Source organism: Amycolatopsis lurida (assembly GCF_900105055.1).
GTDB classification, from domain to species: domain Bacteria; phylum Actinomycetota; class Actinomycetes; order Mycobacteriales; family Pseudonocardiaceae; genus Amycolatopsis; species Amycolatopsis lurida.
This window is the reverse complement of sequence record NZ_FNTA01000003.1, coordinates 100,185-115,460: the sequence shown is the minus strand read 5'-3', so window position 1 is coordinate 115,460 and position 15,276 is coordinate 100,185. Positions and strand designations below refer to the sequence as shown.

Sequence of the window (15,276 nt, the reverse complement as noted above, 5' to 3'; positions counted from 1 at the left end):
CTGCCCACCAAGTCATGAAGCCCTCTGTGGCGAGCGGGTTTCAGTTCGCTCACACCCCCTTGACCGAACCGCCGCGCACCGGCGCCGCACACCGAGCTGCTCAGAGCTGGTGTGCGGCGAGCTCGGTTTCGGCCGGCCCGGGGGCGAGGACGCGCGCGCTCAGCCGTTGCCGACCGCTTGTCAGAAGTCGCGGTAAACCCACTTCTCCGTGTGTCCTTGGCCTGCCCCCGGGGCGTCCAGGAAAACCTTGAGGAGGGTGGCGCCGCCTGCGACGTCCGCGGGAACCGGAACGTGGATCGGATGGTTTTTGTTGCAGTGCTGCTTCGAGCTTCCGCTGCCGAGATAGTTGGACTTCGCGTAGGAGTCGCCCCAGATGAATCGGCATCCGACGGCATGCAGCGTTCCGTCGATGGTCACCGTCCTGTTACTGAAAGTGACGGTGCCATGGAAGACGCTGGCGCCGTACTCGATGTGCAGCTCCTTGGTGACGGATTCCGGTGCGGCCGTGGCAGCCGGCGCACCTGCGAGAACGAGAGCGACAGTGGCCGCCATGGCCGCCATTGCTCCGCGTAGCCGTCCGGTGCGGCTCCTGGCTGCCGGCGCGGGATGCGGTGTGGACCTCAGCATCGAGACCAAGGAAGTCCCCTCCTGTGTGGTCAAGTCGGAACCCGGCGATCCCGGGCTCCCAGCCCCCTCCACGTCCGACACGTCGCCCAGGTTGCCACCTGCCGAACTGGTTCGCCCGAATGCGGCCCTCGCGACCACACGCACAGGACCTCGTGAGTGGTAAGGACGGTTAGAACCGTCCTTACCACTCACGAGGGGCGACGCCCGGTTGTTCCTCGAAGATCAGCCACGTCCGCGTCGACCGCACGCCGTCCAGCGCCTGCAACCGTTCCAGTACGACGTCCCGCAGCGAAGCGTTGTCCGGTGTCCGTACGAGCAGCAGGATGTCGAAGTCGCCGCCGACGAGCGAAACGTGCTCGACGAACGGAATCTGCCGCAGCTCGGCCGACATCGTCCGCCATGACGTCTGCTCGACGGTGATCAAGATGTACGCGCTCGTCCCGAGACCGGCACGCCGCGGGTCGATCCTGGCGCCGAAGCCGGTGATGACGCCTTCGGACATCAGCCGGTCCAATCTCGCGTAGGCGTTGGTCCGCGAGATGTGCAGCCGTTCCGCCAGCGCGCGGACGGCGAGCCTGCCGTCCGCGGTCAGCTCGGCGAGGATCGCGCGATCGATGTCGTCGAGGGCAAGGACCGTTCGTCCCGGATCCCGGCCGTGAGCCACGCCACTACTGGACGGTTGGCCCGGCTGAACCGATTCGGAGGACAGTTTGTCGCTCATTTCGCGTACCTCTTGAACACTGGGACCCCGGAAACCACCATCTCAGCATCATATGTCTGTGAAAGGTGGTGCTACGCCATGTCGCGGGAGACCCCTGCCGCCGCGTTGCTGCCGTCCGAAGTCCCGGTGCGGTTCCTCGCCGAGGACGGCACCCGCGTCGACGAGCACGGCGGCTATTCGGAGCCTCCGTCCGGACGGCTCGTCGAGGCCTATCGGCTGATGGTGCTCGGCCGCCGGTTCGACGCGCAGGCGACCGCGCTGACCAAACAGGGCCGGCTCGCGGTCTACCCGTCGAGTGCCGGGCAGGAGGCCTGCCAGGTCGCGAGCGCGCTGGCCCTCACCGACGCCGACTGGCTCTTCCCCACCTACCGCGACTCGGTCGCGCTCGTCGCTCGCGGGCTCGAACCGGGCGAGATCTTGACGCTGCTTCGCGGCGACGCGCACTGTGGCTACGACCCCGCCAAGACGCGCGTCGCTCCCCAGTGCACCCCGCTGGCCACGCAGACCCTCCACGCGGCCGGGCTCGCCCACGCGATGCAGCGCCGCGGCGAGGACAGTGTCGCGTTCGCGCTCATCGGCGATGGCGCCACCAGCGAGGGCGACTTCCACGAGGCACTCAACTTCGCGGCCGTGTTCAAGGCTCCCGTGGTGTTCTTCGTGCAGAACAACGGGTTCGCGATCTCCGTGCCGTTCGAGAAGCAGAGCGCCGCCCCCGCACTGGCGTACAAGGGCGTCGGCTACGGCGTCCGCTCCGAACAGGTCGACGGCAACGACGCCGTCGCCGTTCTTTCGGTGCTGGACGACGCCGTCGCGCACGCGCGGTCCGGTCGCGGGCCGGTCCTGGTCGAAGCACACACCTACCGGATCGACGCGCACACCAACGCCGACGACGCCACTCGATACCGCGACCAAGCCGAGGTCGAGAAATGGCGCGCGGCCGACCCGGTGCGCCGTCTCGAAACGTACCTGACCACCGAGGACCTGTTGTCCGCCAACGACATCGAGCGATTCCGCGCCGAAGCGGAGACGTTCGCCGCCGGGGTGCGCGACACCCTCAACGCCGACGTCGCGCCGGATCCGATGTCGCTGTTCGAGCACGTGTACGCCGTTCCGACCCGCCAACTGGCCGCCCAGCGCGCGCTGGTCACCGCTGAACTGGAGGCCCGATGACCGAGATCTCGATGGCCCAGGCGCTCAACGCCGCTCTGCGCGACGCGGTCAAGGACGACGATCGCGTGCTCATCTTCGGCGAGGACGTCGGCCCGCTCGGCGGCGTGTTCCGGGTGACCGACGGCATCACCGCCGATTTCGGCGAGGACCGCTGTTTCGACACGCCGCTGGCCGAGTCCGGCATCGTCGGCTTCGCGGTCGGGATGGCGATGGGCGGGTTCCGCCCGGTGGTCGAAATGCAGTTCGACGCCTTCGCCTACCCCGCGTTCGAGCAGATCACCTCGCATGTCGCGAAGCTGCGCAACCGCACCCGCGGCGCGCTGTCGCTGCCGATGGTCATCCGCATCCCCTACGCGGGCGGGATCGGCGGCGTCGAGCACCACTGCGATTCGAGCGAGGCCTACTACACGCACACTCCCGGCCTGCGCGTCGTCACGCCCGGCACTCCCCAGGACGCTTACGACCTCCTGCGCGATTCGATCGACTCGCCGGATCCGGTGGTCTTCCTCGAACCCAAATGCCGCTACTGGTCCAAGGAGCCCGTCTCCTTCACCCGGGACGGCGCGGCCATGGACCGCGCGGTCGTACGCCGCCAGGGCAAGGACGTCACACTGATCGCGTACGGCCCGATGGTCGCCACGGCGCTGGAGACCGCGGAGGCCGCGACGGCCGAAGGCTGGGATGTCGAGGTCGTCGATCTCCGGTCGCTCAGCCCGTTCGACGACGAGACGGTGACCGCTTCGGTGCGCCGCACCGGACGCGCGGTCGTCGTCCACGAGGCCTCCGGGTTCGGCGGCTACGGCGCCGAGGTGGTCGCCCGGGTCACCGAGCAGTGCTTCCATCAGCTGCACGCGCCGGTCCTGCGGGTCACCGGCCTCGACATCCCTTACCCGCCGCCGAAACTGGAGCGCCATCAGCTTCCGGACGTCGACCGGATCCTGGACACCGTCGCCCGGTTGCAGTGGCACGACGAACCGGTGGTGGCCGGTGCCTGACTTCCTGCTCCCGGACCTCGGTGAGGGGCTGACCGAAGGCACCATCGTCACCTGGCTCGTCGCGGAGGGCGACACGGTCGGGGTCGACCAGCCCGTCGTCGAAGTGGAGACCGCGAAGGCCGCGGTCGAGGTGCCGGTGCCGTTCGCCGGCGTCGTCACCCGCCTCCACGGCGAGCCCGGCCAGTCACTGCCGGTCGGCGCTCCGCTGCTCACCATCGGCCCCGGTTTCAGCGAACCCGGCGTGACGACCGCAAGCGAGGGCAGCGGCAACGTCCTCATCGGCTACGGCACGACCACCACCACGAGGCGCCGCCGGACGCGCACTGTCGTCGCGACTCCCGAAAAGCCGCCGAAAGCGCCCGGCGTGATCTCGCCGTTCGTCCGCAAGATGGCCGCGGACAACAAGATCGACCTGACGAAGCTGGCCGGCAGCGGCCCGGGTGGCATCATCCGGCGCGCCGACGTCGAAGCCGCACTCACCGTCCCCGAGCAGAGGGACGGCGAAACGCGGATCCCGCTGACCGGCGTTCGCAAGGCGGTCGCCGACAAGCTGACGACTTCGCGCCGTCAGATCCCCGAGGCGACGGTCTGGGTCGACGTCGACGCGACCGAACTCGTCGCGGCGCGCAAGTCGCTCAACACCTCGGCACCGGATCGCCCGGTGAGCCTTTTGGGCCTCGTCGCCCGGTTCGCCGTGGCGGGCCTGCGGAAGTACCCGGAGCTGAACTCGCGCGTCGAGGGCGACGAGATCGTCCAGCTGCGGGACATCAACCTCGGTTTCGCCGCGCAGACCGACCGTGGTCTCGTCGTGCCGGTGGTCCGCGACGCGGGCGCACTGTCCACAAGGGAGCTTTCGGCCGCGATCGGAGATCGCACCACACAAGCCAGGGAAGGAAAAATCGGCCCGGCGGGCCTTACCGGCGGAACCTTCACGGTCAACAACTACGGCGTGTTCGGGGTCGACGGCTCGGCCGCGATCATCAACCACCCGGAAGCGGCGATCCTCGGCATCGGCCGGATCATCGACCGCGCCTGGGTGGTCGATGGCGCGCTCGTGGCGCGCAAGATCTGCGAGCTGACCCTGGCGTTCGACCATCGGGTGTGCGACGGCGGGACCGCCGGCGGATTCCTGCGGTTCGTCGCCGACTGCGTCGAGTCGCCGGTCACCGCGCTCGGGGAACTGTGAGCGGGCCGCACAACCCGCGGTTGTGACCCGCCAACGACCCGTTGTTCGACTTCGAGGTCCCGGCTTGCTTTGATCTCGCGGGTGGGCGGGAGATCGCTGGGGCGACGGTTCGGCTGGCTGTGGGCGGCGTACGCGGCGAGCGCGTTCGGAACGAGGTTCGCGTTCGACGCGTTCAGCCTGATCGCCATCGTGGCGCTGGGCGCGGGCACCACGGAGGTCTCGCTGCTGGCGGCGGCCGGTCTCGTCGTGGGCGCCGTGGTCGCGCTGCCGCTCGGCCCCTGGGTCGAGTTCCGCCGCAAACGGCCGGTGATGATCGCGATGGATCTGATCCGGTGTGCGGCGCTGCTGACCGTCCCGGTGGCGTACGCGTTCGGGTTGCTCGGTTTCGGTCAGCTGCTCGCCGTGTCCGTCGTCGTCGCCGCGGCCGACATCACGTTCCTGGCCGCCAGTGGGGCGTTCCTGAAAACCCTGCTGCCACCGGAAGATCTGCTGATCGCGAACGCCCGATTCGAATCGACGACCTGGACGGCGACCGTGCTCGGTCCGCCGCTCGGCGGTTTCGCCGTCGGCCTCTTCGGACCGGTGATCACGATCGCCGCCGACGCGGTCAGCTATCTGCTCTCGGCGATCGGGATCCGTGTGATCGGTGGTTGGGAACCGCCACCACCCGCCAAACCCGAAGGTCCCCGGCTCACCGGCCGCGACCTGCGGGAAGGCTGGCGGTTCATCCTCACCCACCCGTTGCTGCGCCCGCTGTTCGTCAACACGATCGTGGTCAACGGCCTGATCATGGCGACGGCGCCGCTGATGGCCGTCCTGATGCTCGGGCAACTCGGCTTCGCTCCGTGGGAGTACGCGGTCGCCTTCGCCGTGCCCTGCCTCGGCGGGCTGATCGGGGCGAGGCTCTCCCGGACCGTGGTCGCCCGGTACGGCCGGGACCGCGTCCTCTTCACCGCCGGTTGGCTGCGGGTCTGCTGGCCCGTCGGGCTGGTCTTCGTCCAGCCCGGTGTTCCCGGGCTGATCCTGGTCATCGCCGTGGAATTCTGCCTGATCACCTGCATCGGCGTGTTCAACCCGGTGCTCGCCACCAGCAGGCTCGAACAGGTTCCCCTCGACCGCGCCGCACGCACGCTGTCGGCCTGGTCGATCGCCGGAAAACTCACCACCGCCTCGCTGACCGCGCTGTGGGGCCTGCTCGCCGCCTTCACCGGACCGCGCGCGGCGGTCGGCATCGCCGGAGCGCTCATGCTCGCGACCCCGCTCCTGCTCCCCCGAAATCGTCGGAGGGCTGTGCCAGTATCGGCGCATGACGATCAAGAGAGTGGTAGCCGACCTCGAGACCAAGTCCCTTGAGCAGGCGAGAACCTTCTACGAACGAGTGCTCGGCTTCGAAGTGGTGATGGATCACGGCTGGATCGTGACCCTGGCCGATCCGGATCGGCCGGAGGTGCAGCTGAGCCTCATGACCCACGACGAGACGGCGCCCGTCGTCCCGGCCGTCTCGATCCAGGTGGACGACGTCGACGCGGCGTACGAGGAAGCGAAGGCGTCCGGCGCCGAGATCGTGCACGAACTGACCGACGAACCGTGGGGTGTCCGGCGGTTCTTCGTCCGTGATCCCGGTGGTCACGTGGTCAACGTGCTCGCGCACCGCTGAGGAGGTTTCATCAAAATTTCATGACTCGTCCCTAGCGTTCGAACACGCACCGTAGTCGAACGAAAGGACGATGAATGTGAAGAAGCTCAGGGGGGTCCTGGCGGCGGCCGCGCTGGCCGCCGGCCTGGTCGGCGTCACGGCGCCGGCAGCCCAGGCCGACCAGGCGCGCTACTACATCCTCATCGGCGGCACCTGCGATGGGGCCGCGACCGTCTACAACGACGCCTGGTTGCGGGGCGGGATCAAGAAGGTGGTCCACTACCCGGCGGGGGCCGCCGGAGCACCGAACTGCGACCAGACGCCGATGGACCAGAGCGTCGCGCGCGGGCACGAAGAAGCCCGTCGTGTCGCCCAAAGCTCTTTCGACGAGAACCCCGGCGCGGAATTCATCGTCGTCGGCTACTCGCAGGGCGCGCTGGTCGCGAACCTGGTGCTGAACGACATCGCCGACGGGAAGCTGGCGGTGGACAAGTCCCGGTTCAGGGCGAAGATCTTCGCCGACCCGATGCAGCCCGTCGGTCCGCCGGGACGCGGGATCAGCGCGGTGCTCCCGCCGGGCACCGGGGCGCCGTCGCCGTTCGGCGGCTACGTGTCGTTCGGTCCCGGCCGCACCGATTTCGCTGGTATCCCGTACATCCGCTACTGCATCGAAACGGACGGTGTTTGCCACTTCGACACCATCGAAGCGCCGGGCGGCTACTTCGCCCAGCACTTGTGTTACCAGTGGGCCCGTCCCACGGATCACCGCTCGATCATGGAGGACACGATCGCGGACGGCGTGTACACCAACGGATCGCACGCGCTGCCGCGGCAGAACTGCCGTCCGCCGTGGCCGGTGGCGTGACGGGCTGAAGACGGCTGCCGCCCGGCGCCCGATCGCCGGGTGGCAGCGGTTCGGGCGATGGCCCGCCCACAGCGTCGTGGGCGGGCCATCGTCGAGCTAGCGGACCGGTTCCACCGGCGCCGGGGCGTGGCCGGTCGGCCGGGCCGTGAAGGTGCCCCGGCCCTGGGTCCGGCTGCGCAGTCGCGTCGCGTAGCCGAACAGTTCGGCCAGCGGCACGGTCGCGGTGACCACGGTCGTTCCCGCGCGCGCCACCGATCCCAGCACCCGGCCTCGCCGCGCGGCGAGGTCGCCCAGCACCACGCCGACAGCGCTGTCGGGCACGGTGACGGTCACTTCGGCGACCGGCTCCAGCAGTGTGATCGTGCCGGCGGCCAAAGCCGCCCGGAGCGCGAACCGCCCGGCCGTCCGGAACGCCATCTCCGACGAGTCCTTCGAGTGGGTGGCGCCGTCGGTCAGGGTGACCCGCACACCGGTCACCGGATGCCCGCCGAGCGGACCTTCCGCCAGCGCGTCACGGCAACCCGCTTCGACGGCGCGGACGTACTCCCGCGGCACCCGGCCACCCACCACAGTGGACTCGAACTCGAATTCCCCTTCCGCCAAAGGTTCCGTGTCGATGACGACGTGGGCGAACTGCCCGGCGCCGCCGTCCTGCTTGACATGCCGGTAAACGAAACCGGACACGCCGCGGGCCACCGTCTCGCGGTAGGCGACGCGAGGCCGCCCGACCCCGACGTCCAGCCGGTGGTCGCGCCGGATCTTCTCCACCGCCACCTCCAGATGCAGCTCGCCCATTCCCGAGAGCAGGGTTTGGCCGGTCTCGCGATCGGTCCGGATGACCAGCGACGGATCCTCCTCGACCAGCCGCGCCAGCGCAGACATCAGCCGCTCCGTGTCGGTTCCCGTTCGTGCCTCGACGGCCACCGACACGACCGGATCGGCCACGACGGGCGGCTCGAGCAGGAGCGGCTCCGACGGCGTGCACAGCGTCGCGCCGGCCCTCGCCGTCTTCAGCCCGACCACCGCGACGATGTCACCCGCGACGGCGCTGTCCACCCTGGTGTGCCGGTCCGCCTGGACCCGCAGAATGCGGCCGACGCGCTCGATACGACCGCTGCCCACGTCCATCACCGCCTCCGAAGTCCGGATCGTGCCCGAGTAGACCCGCAGGTACGTCAACCGCCCGGTGGCGGTCGAGGTCACCTTGAACACCAGTGCCGCGAACGGCGCCGAGGCATCGGCGGGCCGTTCGCGGGCCGTGCCTTCGTACTCACCCAGGGCCGGCGGGACATCCGACGGGGAGGGCAGATACGCCACCACGGCTTCCAGCAACGGCTCCACACCGCGGTTGCGATAGGCCGAGCCGCACAGCACCACGACGCCGCCCCCGGTGCGGGTCAGTTCGCGCAGCGCCGAGACCAGCGTCTCCGTCGAAACCGCGGAAGACTCGCAGAACTCGTCCAGCGCCGCCGGGTGGAGTTCCGCGACGGTCTCTTCGAGCAGGCGGCGACGCCGGTTCGCTTCGTCCACAAGGGACTCCGGAATCGGTCCTTCCTCGGCCCTCTCGGCGCCGTCGGCCCAGACGAGCGATCGCATCCGCAGCAGGTCGACGACGCCCGCGAAACCGTCCTCCACCCCGATCGGCAGCTGGACCACCAGCGGACGCGGATGCAGCCGCTGCCGGATGGACTCCACGGCCGCGTCCAGATCGGCGCCCGCGCGGTCGAGTTTGTTGACGAACGCGATCCGCGGTACGCCGTGCCGGTCGGCCTGGCGCCACACCGATTCGCTCTGCGGTTCGACCCCGGCGACGCCGTCGAACACCGCGATCGCGCCGTCGAGGACCCGGAGCGACCGTTCGACCTCGTCGGAGAAGTCGACGTGGCCGGGAGTGTCGATCAGGTTGACCAGATGGCCGTCCCACGAACAGCTGACCGCGGCGGCGAAGATGGTGATGCCACGGTCGCGCTCCTGGGAATCGAAGTCGGTCACGGTCGTGCCGTCATGGACCTCGCCACGTTTGTAGGTGGTGCCGGTGACGTACAGGATTCGTTCGGTGAGGGTGGTCTTGCCCGCGTCGACATGGGCGAGGATGCCCAGATTCCGGACGGCGGACAGGGGACGGTGCGCATGGCGCGGGCCTTTCGAAAGTGATCTCCGGAGCTCGGACTGCGCGATTCGGGCGAACGCGGGCAGGCGCCCTCGCCGTCGCGGGGCGACGGGAAGGATGGCGCGAGAAGGTCAGGCGTTCGTCAACGGGCCGGTGCTAGCCGCGCGGCAGGCACCGGACGCGCGGAGACGCGAGGATCACCTCGTAGCGGGCCGAGGGGACGACGACGGCGTGGTGATGACGCACTGTCCTGTCTTTCCTCGCCGGGATGATTCGCGGGGAGTGTAGCCACCGGGGACGCCGGCCGGGAACCGATTTTCCGCGGGTTCGGCGGAACCCGACCAGTTTCCGGTGACGGCGGTGTCCATCCTTTCGAGGGACACCACAGGCGAAAGGAACGAGTATGAGGGCGGACGAGCCGCTGAGCTTGGCGAAGACCGGTGACGGCGAGGCGTTCCGTGATCTCGTCGCGCCGTACCGCCGCGAGCTGCAGGTGCACTGCTACCGCATCCTGGGCTCCGTGCAGGACGCCGAGGATCTGCTGCAGGAGACGTTGCTGGCCGCATGGCGCGGGATCGACGCGTACGAGGAACGCGCGTCCGTGCGGACCTGGCTGTACCGGATCGCGACCAACCGCTGCCTCAACGCGCTGCGCACGGGCGACCGCCGGCCGCACGACCACGCGGCCTACCGACCGGAGGTCCCGTTGCCCGAGCCGTCGCGGCGCCGCCCGGAGCCCAGCTGGCTGGAGCCCTACCCCGACGTCCTGCTCGCCGGGATCGCCGATCGGATGCCCGGCCCGGAGGCGCGCTACGAGACCAGGGAGTCGATCTCGCTCGCGTTCCTGGCGGCACTCCAGCAGCTTCCGCCGCGACAGCGGGCCGTCTTGGTGCTGCGGGACGTCCTCGGGTTCCGTGCCGCCGAGGTGGCGGGGATCCTCGACACCACGGAGAACGCCGTGACCAGTGCGCTGAACCGGGCACGTTCGGCGCTGGCCAAGGAAATGCCGGACGGCGGCCGCGAGACCGCTCCCCTGCCGGATTCGCCGCGGGAACGCCGGATCGTCGACGAGTTCACCCGAGCCTTCGAGACCGGCGACGTCGAGGCCATCGTGGCCCTGCTGACCGACGACGCGTGGCTCACCATGCCTCCGCTTCCCTGGGAGTACCAAGGCCCGGACGCCGTCGGGCACTTCCTGGCCACCGTCGCGCTCTGCGACGGCCGCCGATACTCGCTTATCCCCACCCGCGCCAACGGTCAACCCGCGTTCGGCTGCTACCTCCGTGATCCGAGGACGCCGATCGGGCACGCGCACGGAGTGCTCGTGCTGGAACTGGCCGGTGACCGGATCACCGCGGTGACCCGCTTCCTCGACAACTCACTGCTCGCCGCGTTCGGCCTCCCCCGCTCGTTGCGCGGCTGATCCTCCGCTCTTCCGTGGCCACGCCCGCCGGGCGTGCGCCCCGTCATGCCCGAAACAAGGAGAAATCTTGACCCCCAAACAGGCGTGGGTTCTGGGCCTCGCCTCATCGGCGTCGTTCATGATGGCGCTGGACAGTCAGATCGTGACGACGGCGCTGGGCACGATCCGCCGGGATCTGTCCGCGTCGATCGAGCAGCTCGAATGGACCGTCAACGCCTACAACCTCAGCTTCGCCGTCTTGCTGCTCACCGGTGCGGCGCTCGGCGACCGGTTCGGCCGCCGCCGGATGTTCGTCACCGGCCTCACCGTGTTCACCCTCGCCTCGGTGGGCTGTGCATTGTCCACCGACATCGGCACGCTGATCGTCGCGCGGACCGCGCAGGGCGTCGGTGCGGCCATGGTGCTGCCGCTGTCGCTCACCCTGATCAGCGTGATCTTCCCACCCGAACAGCGGGGCAAGGCGATGGGGCTCTATCTGGGACTCACCGGGCTGGCGACGTTCAGCGGCCCGTTCATCGGCGGTGCCATCGCCGAAGGGCTGGCGTGGCAAGGGATCTTCTGGCTCAACCTGCCGGTCGGCGTCGTCGCCGTCCTGCTCACGCTCCGGCGCGTCGACGAGAGCACCGGTCCGGCCACGCGGTTCGACCAAGGCGGCGTCGTCCTGGTGACGCTGGGATCGCTGGGCATCGTCTGGGGCCTGGTCCGGGGAAACCTCGCCGGCTGGGGCAGTGCCGAGGTCCTGGGCTCGCTGGTACTCGGCGTCCTGCTGGTGGCCGCGTTCGTGTTCTGGGAACGGCACAGCGAAGCGCCGATGCTGCCGATGCGGTTCTTCCGGCTGAGGGCGTTCTCCACGGCCAACGCGGCGAATTTCTGTGTCTTCGCTTCGCTGTACGGCACGCTTTTCTTCCTGCCGCAGTACTTCCAGACAGCGCAAGGACTCGGGCCTTTCGAGGCGGGACTGCGCATGATGCCGTGGACCGCGACCCTGATGATCTGCGCGCCCATCGCGGGCAAACTGGCGGACAAGTACAGCGCGCGCACGTTCGTGGCCGCCGGGCTGCTACTCCAGACCGCCGGCATGAGCTGGATCGCCCTGGTCGCCGCACCCGGAACGAGCTACGCCACCCTCCTGCCGGGGCTGATCGTCAGCGGTGTCGGCCTCACTTCGGCCATGCCCGCCGCGCAGCGTTCGGTCGTCGGGGCCGTCCGGCCGCCCGAGATCGGGCAGGCGTCGGGCGCGTTCATGATGGTGCGGATCCTCGGCGGGGTGTTCGGCGTCGCGGTGACGGTCGCCGTCTTCGCCGGCACCGGAAGTCACGGCTCGCCGGAGGAGTTCGGCGGTGGTTTCACCGCGGCGATGGGCACCGTCGTCGCGTTCGCCTTCGCGGGCATGCTGGTCGCCCTGGGGATGCCGGGCAGGCGACCGGCAGAGGCACCACGGGCATCCGCCCTGTCCGGTACCGATCGAGGAGGAAACCGATGACCGACCTGAACGCTCGCGCCGAAGCGCTCCGTGCCCTGCACAGCGGGGAAATGCTCGTCCTGCCGAACGTCTGGGACGCGGCGAGTGCCGAAATCTTGGCGGAGGCGGGATTCCCCGCGATCGCCACCGCCAGTGCCGCGGTGTCGGCGATGCTCGGCTATCCCGACGGCGAAGGCGCGCCGTGGCGGGAGATGTTCGCGGCGGCGAGCCGGGTCGCCCGCGCGGTGTCGTTGCCGGTCACCGTGGACGCGGAAGCGGGCTATGGCCTGGGGCCGCGGGAATTCGTGGACCGGCTGCTGGAGACCGGCGCCGTCGGCTGCAACCTGGAGGACACCGATCACCGGACCGGCAAGCTGGTCGACCCCGACGAGCACGCCGAACGGCTCGCGGACATCCGCTCGGCCGCGACCGAGGCGGGCGTCCCGATCGTCGTCAACGCCCGGGTGGACACGTTCCTGGGCGACCGCGGGATCCCCGAGCCGGAAAGGGTCGCCGAGGCCATCCGGCGGGGCCGGCTCTACCGGGAGGCCGGCGCCGACTGCGTCTATCCGATCGGGGTGCGACGGCGGGACGACCTCGCCGCACTGGTCACCGGACTCGCGTGCCCGGTGAACGGCAACGTCGGCGAGGAACTGGATCTGGCCGCGCTCCGGGAACTCGGCGTGGCACGGGTGTCGTACGGCCCGCGCTTTTATTTCGCTGCTCTGGAGGGTTTCCGGGCGGCCATCGAAAAGCGGTAGCCCTGAAGCCCAAGACTCCCACTGAGGGCTCGGAGCGGAGGGGGTCGTGAGTGGTAAAGAGCGTTAGAACGACACTTGTCACTCACGACCACCTGCACCCGTCACTTGCAGAACGCGGTGTCCACAGTGGCCATGACCGCCTTGGCGTCCTTGTCCCCGTCGCCGAAGGTGCCCGGCATCGCGGTCACCGCGAGCGCGACCGTGCGGCCGTCTTCCGTGGCGCCACCGCGGGTTTCGAATCCGTGGATGTCCCCGCCGTGTCCCCAGTACACGCCGCCGCAGCTGAGCGGATTGCTCATCAGGCCAAGGCCGTACTTCGTGCCGGGAAAGAGGGGCGCGTCGACCGTCGTCCGCATTTCGGCCAGCTGCGCGGCGGGAAGCAGCCTGCCTTCGAGTAACACCTTGAAGAACTTGCCGAGGTCACTGGGTGTCGAGATCAGCTGGCCTGCCGCGCCGCCCCAGGACGGGTCCAGCTCCGTCACGTCGATCACCTTTCCGGTGGCGGCGTTGCCGATGGCGTACCCCTGCGGATGCCGTCCCTGGATGGTCTGGTCGCCGACCTGCGGCCAGTAGGTGTGCTTCAGGCCCGCCTTCTTGATCACGCGTTCGGTGATCTGCTCCTGGATCGGACGTCCGGTCACCTTCTCGATCAGCATGCCCGCCAGCAGATAACCGGTGTTGCTGTACTCCCATTTGGTTCCGGGCGCGAACTTCGCCGGGTGGCTCAAGGCCGCCGCGAGCAGTTCGTGATTCGGGACGTACCGGTGCTGCACCTGCTCGAAGTTCTCCAGCCCGAGGTACTCGGTGTAGTTCGGCAGCCCGCTGGTGTGCTGCAGCAGCTGCCGGACGGTGATCTTGGTGGCGTCGATGCCCTCACCGCGCACGATCCCCGGAAGGTACTTCTCGATCGGCGCGTCCAGATCCACCTTGCCCTCGGCCACCAGCTGCAGGACCGCCACCGCCGTGAACGTCTTGGTGTTGCTGCCCGCCCGGACCGTGCCGTCCCGCGGAACGGGCACCTGGCGATCGATTCGCGAGGACCCCGCGACCAGCGACGACGCACGCCTTCCGTCAGCCACATAGGCGAGCGCGGCCGGGAACTTCTCTTGACGCACCAACGAGTCCAGCCCCTTCTGCAGGTCGGCCCCCTTGGCCGGGGCCGCATCCGCCGCCGTGGTCCACGCGGCGCCCATCAGGCCCGCCACCGTCAAGACCACGACACCCTTGCGTACCGTCATTCGCACTCCTTGCTCGAACGGATCGACACCTACGACTCTGGCCGGATCGGGCACGAAGATCAGGAGTGCTGACTGCCGAATCACAGGTAGCGCTGGCGCTACCTCCGAAAATTTTCGGACCGGAATTCGTCCCACCATTGTCCGCGCGGGTCGCGGCTGACTAAGGTCAGTTCGGAAAGTGGACTAGACCACCCGAGGCCGGGAGGCGACGATGCCCCTCGACGAACAGCAGACCTGGGCAATGCTGCGAGAGCTGGACGAACCCGGCCACTGGGAGGTGCCGCACGACTTCGACGGACCGGCCGAACGGGCGCGATTCGAGCGGCTGGCCGAACGGCTCGACCACCGCTTCGGATGCACCTGCGAAGTCGACCGCCACGTCCAGGACGCCAGTCACCTCGGCAGGATCGTGATCCCGGCGAGCGCGACCTCCGCGGGCGACCGGGTGACCGTCACGGTCAGCAATTTCGGCGGCCTCGTCGCGGTGACGCTGGGGAATCCGGGCAGCTACGACGAAGACGAGGAACGGGAGTTCTTCCCGGTCTCGGTCCGAAGACAGGTCGAAGACGAGCTGGAAGCGCTCGGCTACCTGCCCGTCTCCGAACATCCGTTATGGACCAGGTACACCGGGATCAGCGGATTCGACACCCTCTATCCCCCGGACCGGCCGCCTTCGTGGTGGGACCGGTTCTTCGACTACCTCTAGGCGTTGCTCGGCGCGAGCGCGCCGGCCAGTTCCGCCGCGTCCGGCACGCTGACCAGTACCTCGTCGAACGGGAGCCCGGCGACCCCGCGATCGATTTCGATCCGCAGCCCCGGCACACCCCTGCGGACCGACACCAACTGGCGGGTCCCCGTGCCCAAACCCCAGTAGCCCACCTTCAGCACCCCGCTGATCAGCGCCCCCGCCCGTCCCCCGCGCGTCCGCCGCAAGGGCGCGTCGACATGCTCGACGACCTTGATCGCCGCCCGCGGCACGACCACTTCGTCGCGCCACACGGCCAGCCGCTCCCAGCCCGAAAAACCGACCCGCACTCCACCCTCGGTGATGTCCAGCGTCGCCATCGTGATCGCCTTCCCTC

15 protein-coding genes are annotated in these 15,276 nt (G+C 69.2%); 10 read left to right on the top strand and 5 right to left on the bottom strand.

Annotated elements, in window-relative coordinates; genetic code table 11:
• Positions 1 to 180: 180 nt before the first annotated feature.
• Positions 181 to 552, bottom strand: coding sequence for a hypothetical protein (locus BLW75_RS02910; protein WP_143055285.1), 372 nt, complete (start codon positions 550 to 552; stop codon positions 181 to 183).
• 256 nt (positions 553 to 808) lie between these two features.
• Positions 809 to 1,348: an Lrp/AsnC family transcriptional regulator gene (locus tag BLW75_RS02905; RefSeq protein WP_241783912.1), complete on the bottom strand. Its 540-nt coding sequence runs from the start codon at positions 1,346 to 1,348 to the stop codon at positions 809 to 811.
• 78 nt (positions 1,349 to 1,426) lie between these two features.
• On the opposite strand from BLW75_RS02905, the gene pdhA reads away from it, so the two are divergent.
• From pdhA to BLW75_RS02875, 6 genes are all read left to right on the top strand, one after another.
• Entirely contained in the window at positions 1,427 to 2,518 is a 1,092-nt protein-coding gene (gene pdhA / locus BLW75_RS02900) for a pyruvate dehydrogenase (acetyl-transferring) E1 component subunit alpha (protein WP_034318750.1), read from the top strand.
• On the top strand, positions 2,515 to 3,513 hold the full coding sequence (locus BLW75_RS02895; protein ID WP_034318751.1) for an alpha-ketoacid dehydrogenase subunit beta: 999 nt from the start codon (positions 2,515 to 2,517) through the stop codon (positions 3,511 to 3,513). Before pdhA ends, BLW75_RS02895 begins: the two co-directional genes overlap by 4 nt.
• Positions 3,506 to 4,699, top strand: coding sequence for a dihydrolipoamide acetyltransferase family protein (locus BLW75_RS02890; protein ID WP_034318752.1), 1,194 nt, complete (start codon positions 3,506 to 3,508; stop codon positions 4,697 to 4,699). Before BLW75_RS02895 ends, BLW75_RS02890 begins: the two co-directional genes overlap by 8 nt.
• Before the next feature lie 81 nt (positions 4,700 to 4,780).
• The gene (locus BLW75_RS02885) at positions 4,781 to 6,052 is read left to right on the top strand and encodes an MFS transporter (RefSeq protein ID WP_241783914.1); all 1,272 of its coding nucleotides are present in this window, start codon (positions 4,781 to 4,783) and stop codon (positions 6,050 to 6,052) included.
• The gene (locus BLW75_RS02880; RefSeq protein ID WP_034318754.1) at positions 6,006 to 6,356 is read left to right on the top strand and encodes a VOC family protein; all 351 of its coding nucleotides are present in this window, start codon (positions 6,006 to 6,008) and stop codon (positions 6,354 to 6,356) included. Before BLW75_RS02885 ends, BLW75_RS02880 begins: the two co-directional genes overlap by 47 nt.
• Positions 6,357 to 6,426: 70 nt before the next feature.
• Positions 6,427 to 7,200: a PE-PPE domain-containing protein gene (locus BLW75_RS02875; protein ID WP_034318756.1), complete on the top strand. Its 774-nt coding sequence runs from the start codon at positions 6,427 to 6,429 to the stop codon at positions 7,198 to 7,200.
• A 96-nt stretch (positions 7,201 to 7,296) separates the two neighbouring features.
• Here the strand turns inward: BLW75_RS02875 and fusA are convergent, their stop codons facing one another.
• Complete coding sequence (gene fusA, locus BLW75_RS02870; RefSeq protein WP_091596650.1) at positions 7,297 to 9,378, bottom strand: elongation factor G; 2,082 nt, start codon at positions 9,376 to 9,378, stop codon at positions 7,297 to 7,299.
• Positions 9,379 to 9,713: 335 nt separating this feature from the next.
• Between fusA and BLW75_RS02865 the strand changes: the two genes are divergently transcribed.
• From BLW75_RS02865 to BLW75_RS02855, 3 genes are all read left to right on the top strand, one after another.
• Positions 9,714 to 10,733 carry a sigma-70 family RNA polymerase sigma factor gene (locus BLW75_RS02865; RefSeq protein ID WP_034318761.1) on the top strand — a complete coding sequence of 340 codons (1,020 nt, stop codon included), beginning with the start codon at positions 9,714 to 9,716 and terminating at the stop codon, positions 10,731 to 10,733.
• Between the two features lie 67 nt (positions 10,734 to 10,800).
• A complete protein-coding gene (locus tag BLW75_RS02860) occupies positions 10,801 to 12,216 on the top strand; it encodes an MFS transporter (protein WP_034318765.1) in 1,416 nt (471 codons plus the stop codon).
• Positions 12,213 to 12,956: an isocitrate lyase/PEP mutase family protein gene (locus BLW75_RS02855; protein WP_034318768.1), complete on the top strand. Its 744-nt coding sequence runs from the start codon at positions 12,213 to 12,215 to the stop codon at positions 12,954 to 12,956. Before BLW75_RS02860 ends, BLW75_RS02855 begins: the two co-directional genes overlap by 4 nt.
• 101 nt (positions 12,957 to 13,057) lie before the next feature.
• Here BLW75_RS02855 and BLW75_RS02850 read toward each other — a convergent pair whose 3' ends face one another.
• Positions 13,058 to 14,194, bottom strand: a complete 1,137-nt coding sequence (locus tag BLW75_RS02850; RefSeq protein ID WP_034318771.1) for a serine hydrolase domain-containing protein — start codon at positions 14,192 to 14,194, stop codon at positions 13,058 to 13,060.
• 211 nt (positions 14,195 to 14,405) lie between these two features.
• Here BLW75_RS02850 and BLW75_RS02845 point away from each other — a divergent pair, with 211 nt between their 5' ends.
• Complete coding sequence (locus tag BLW75_RS02845; RefSeq protein ID WP_034318774.1) at positions 14,406 to 14,900, top strand: hypothetical protein; 495 nt, start codon at positions 14,406 to 14,408, stop codon at positions 14,898 to 14,900.
• Here BLW75_RS02845 and BLW75_RS02840 read toward each other — a convergent pair.
• Positions 14,897 to 15,259 carry a hypothetical protein gene (locus tag BLW75_RS02840; RefSeq protein WP_034318776.1) on the bottom strand — a complete coding sequence of 121 codons (363 nt, stop codon included), beginning with the start codon at positions 15,257 to 15,259 and terminating at the stop codon, positions 14,897 to 14,899. The genes BLW75_RS02845 and BLW75_RS02840 overlap by 4 nt on opposite strands.
• Between the last annotated feature and the right edge of the window lie 17 nt (positions 15,260 to 15,276).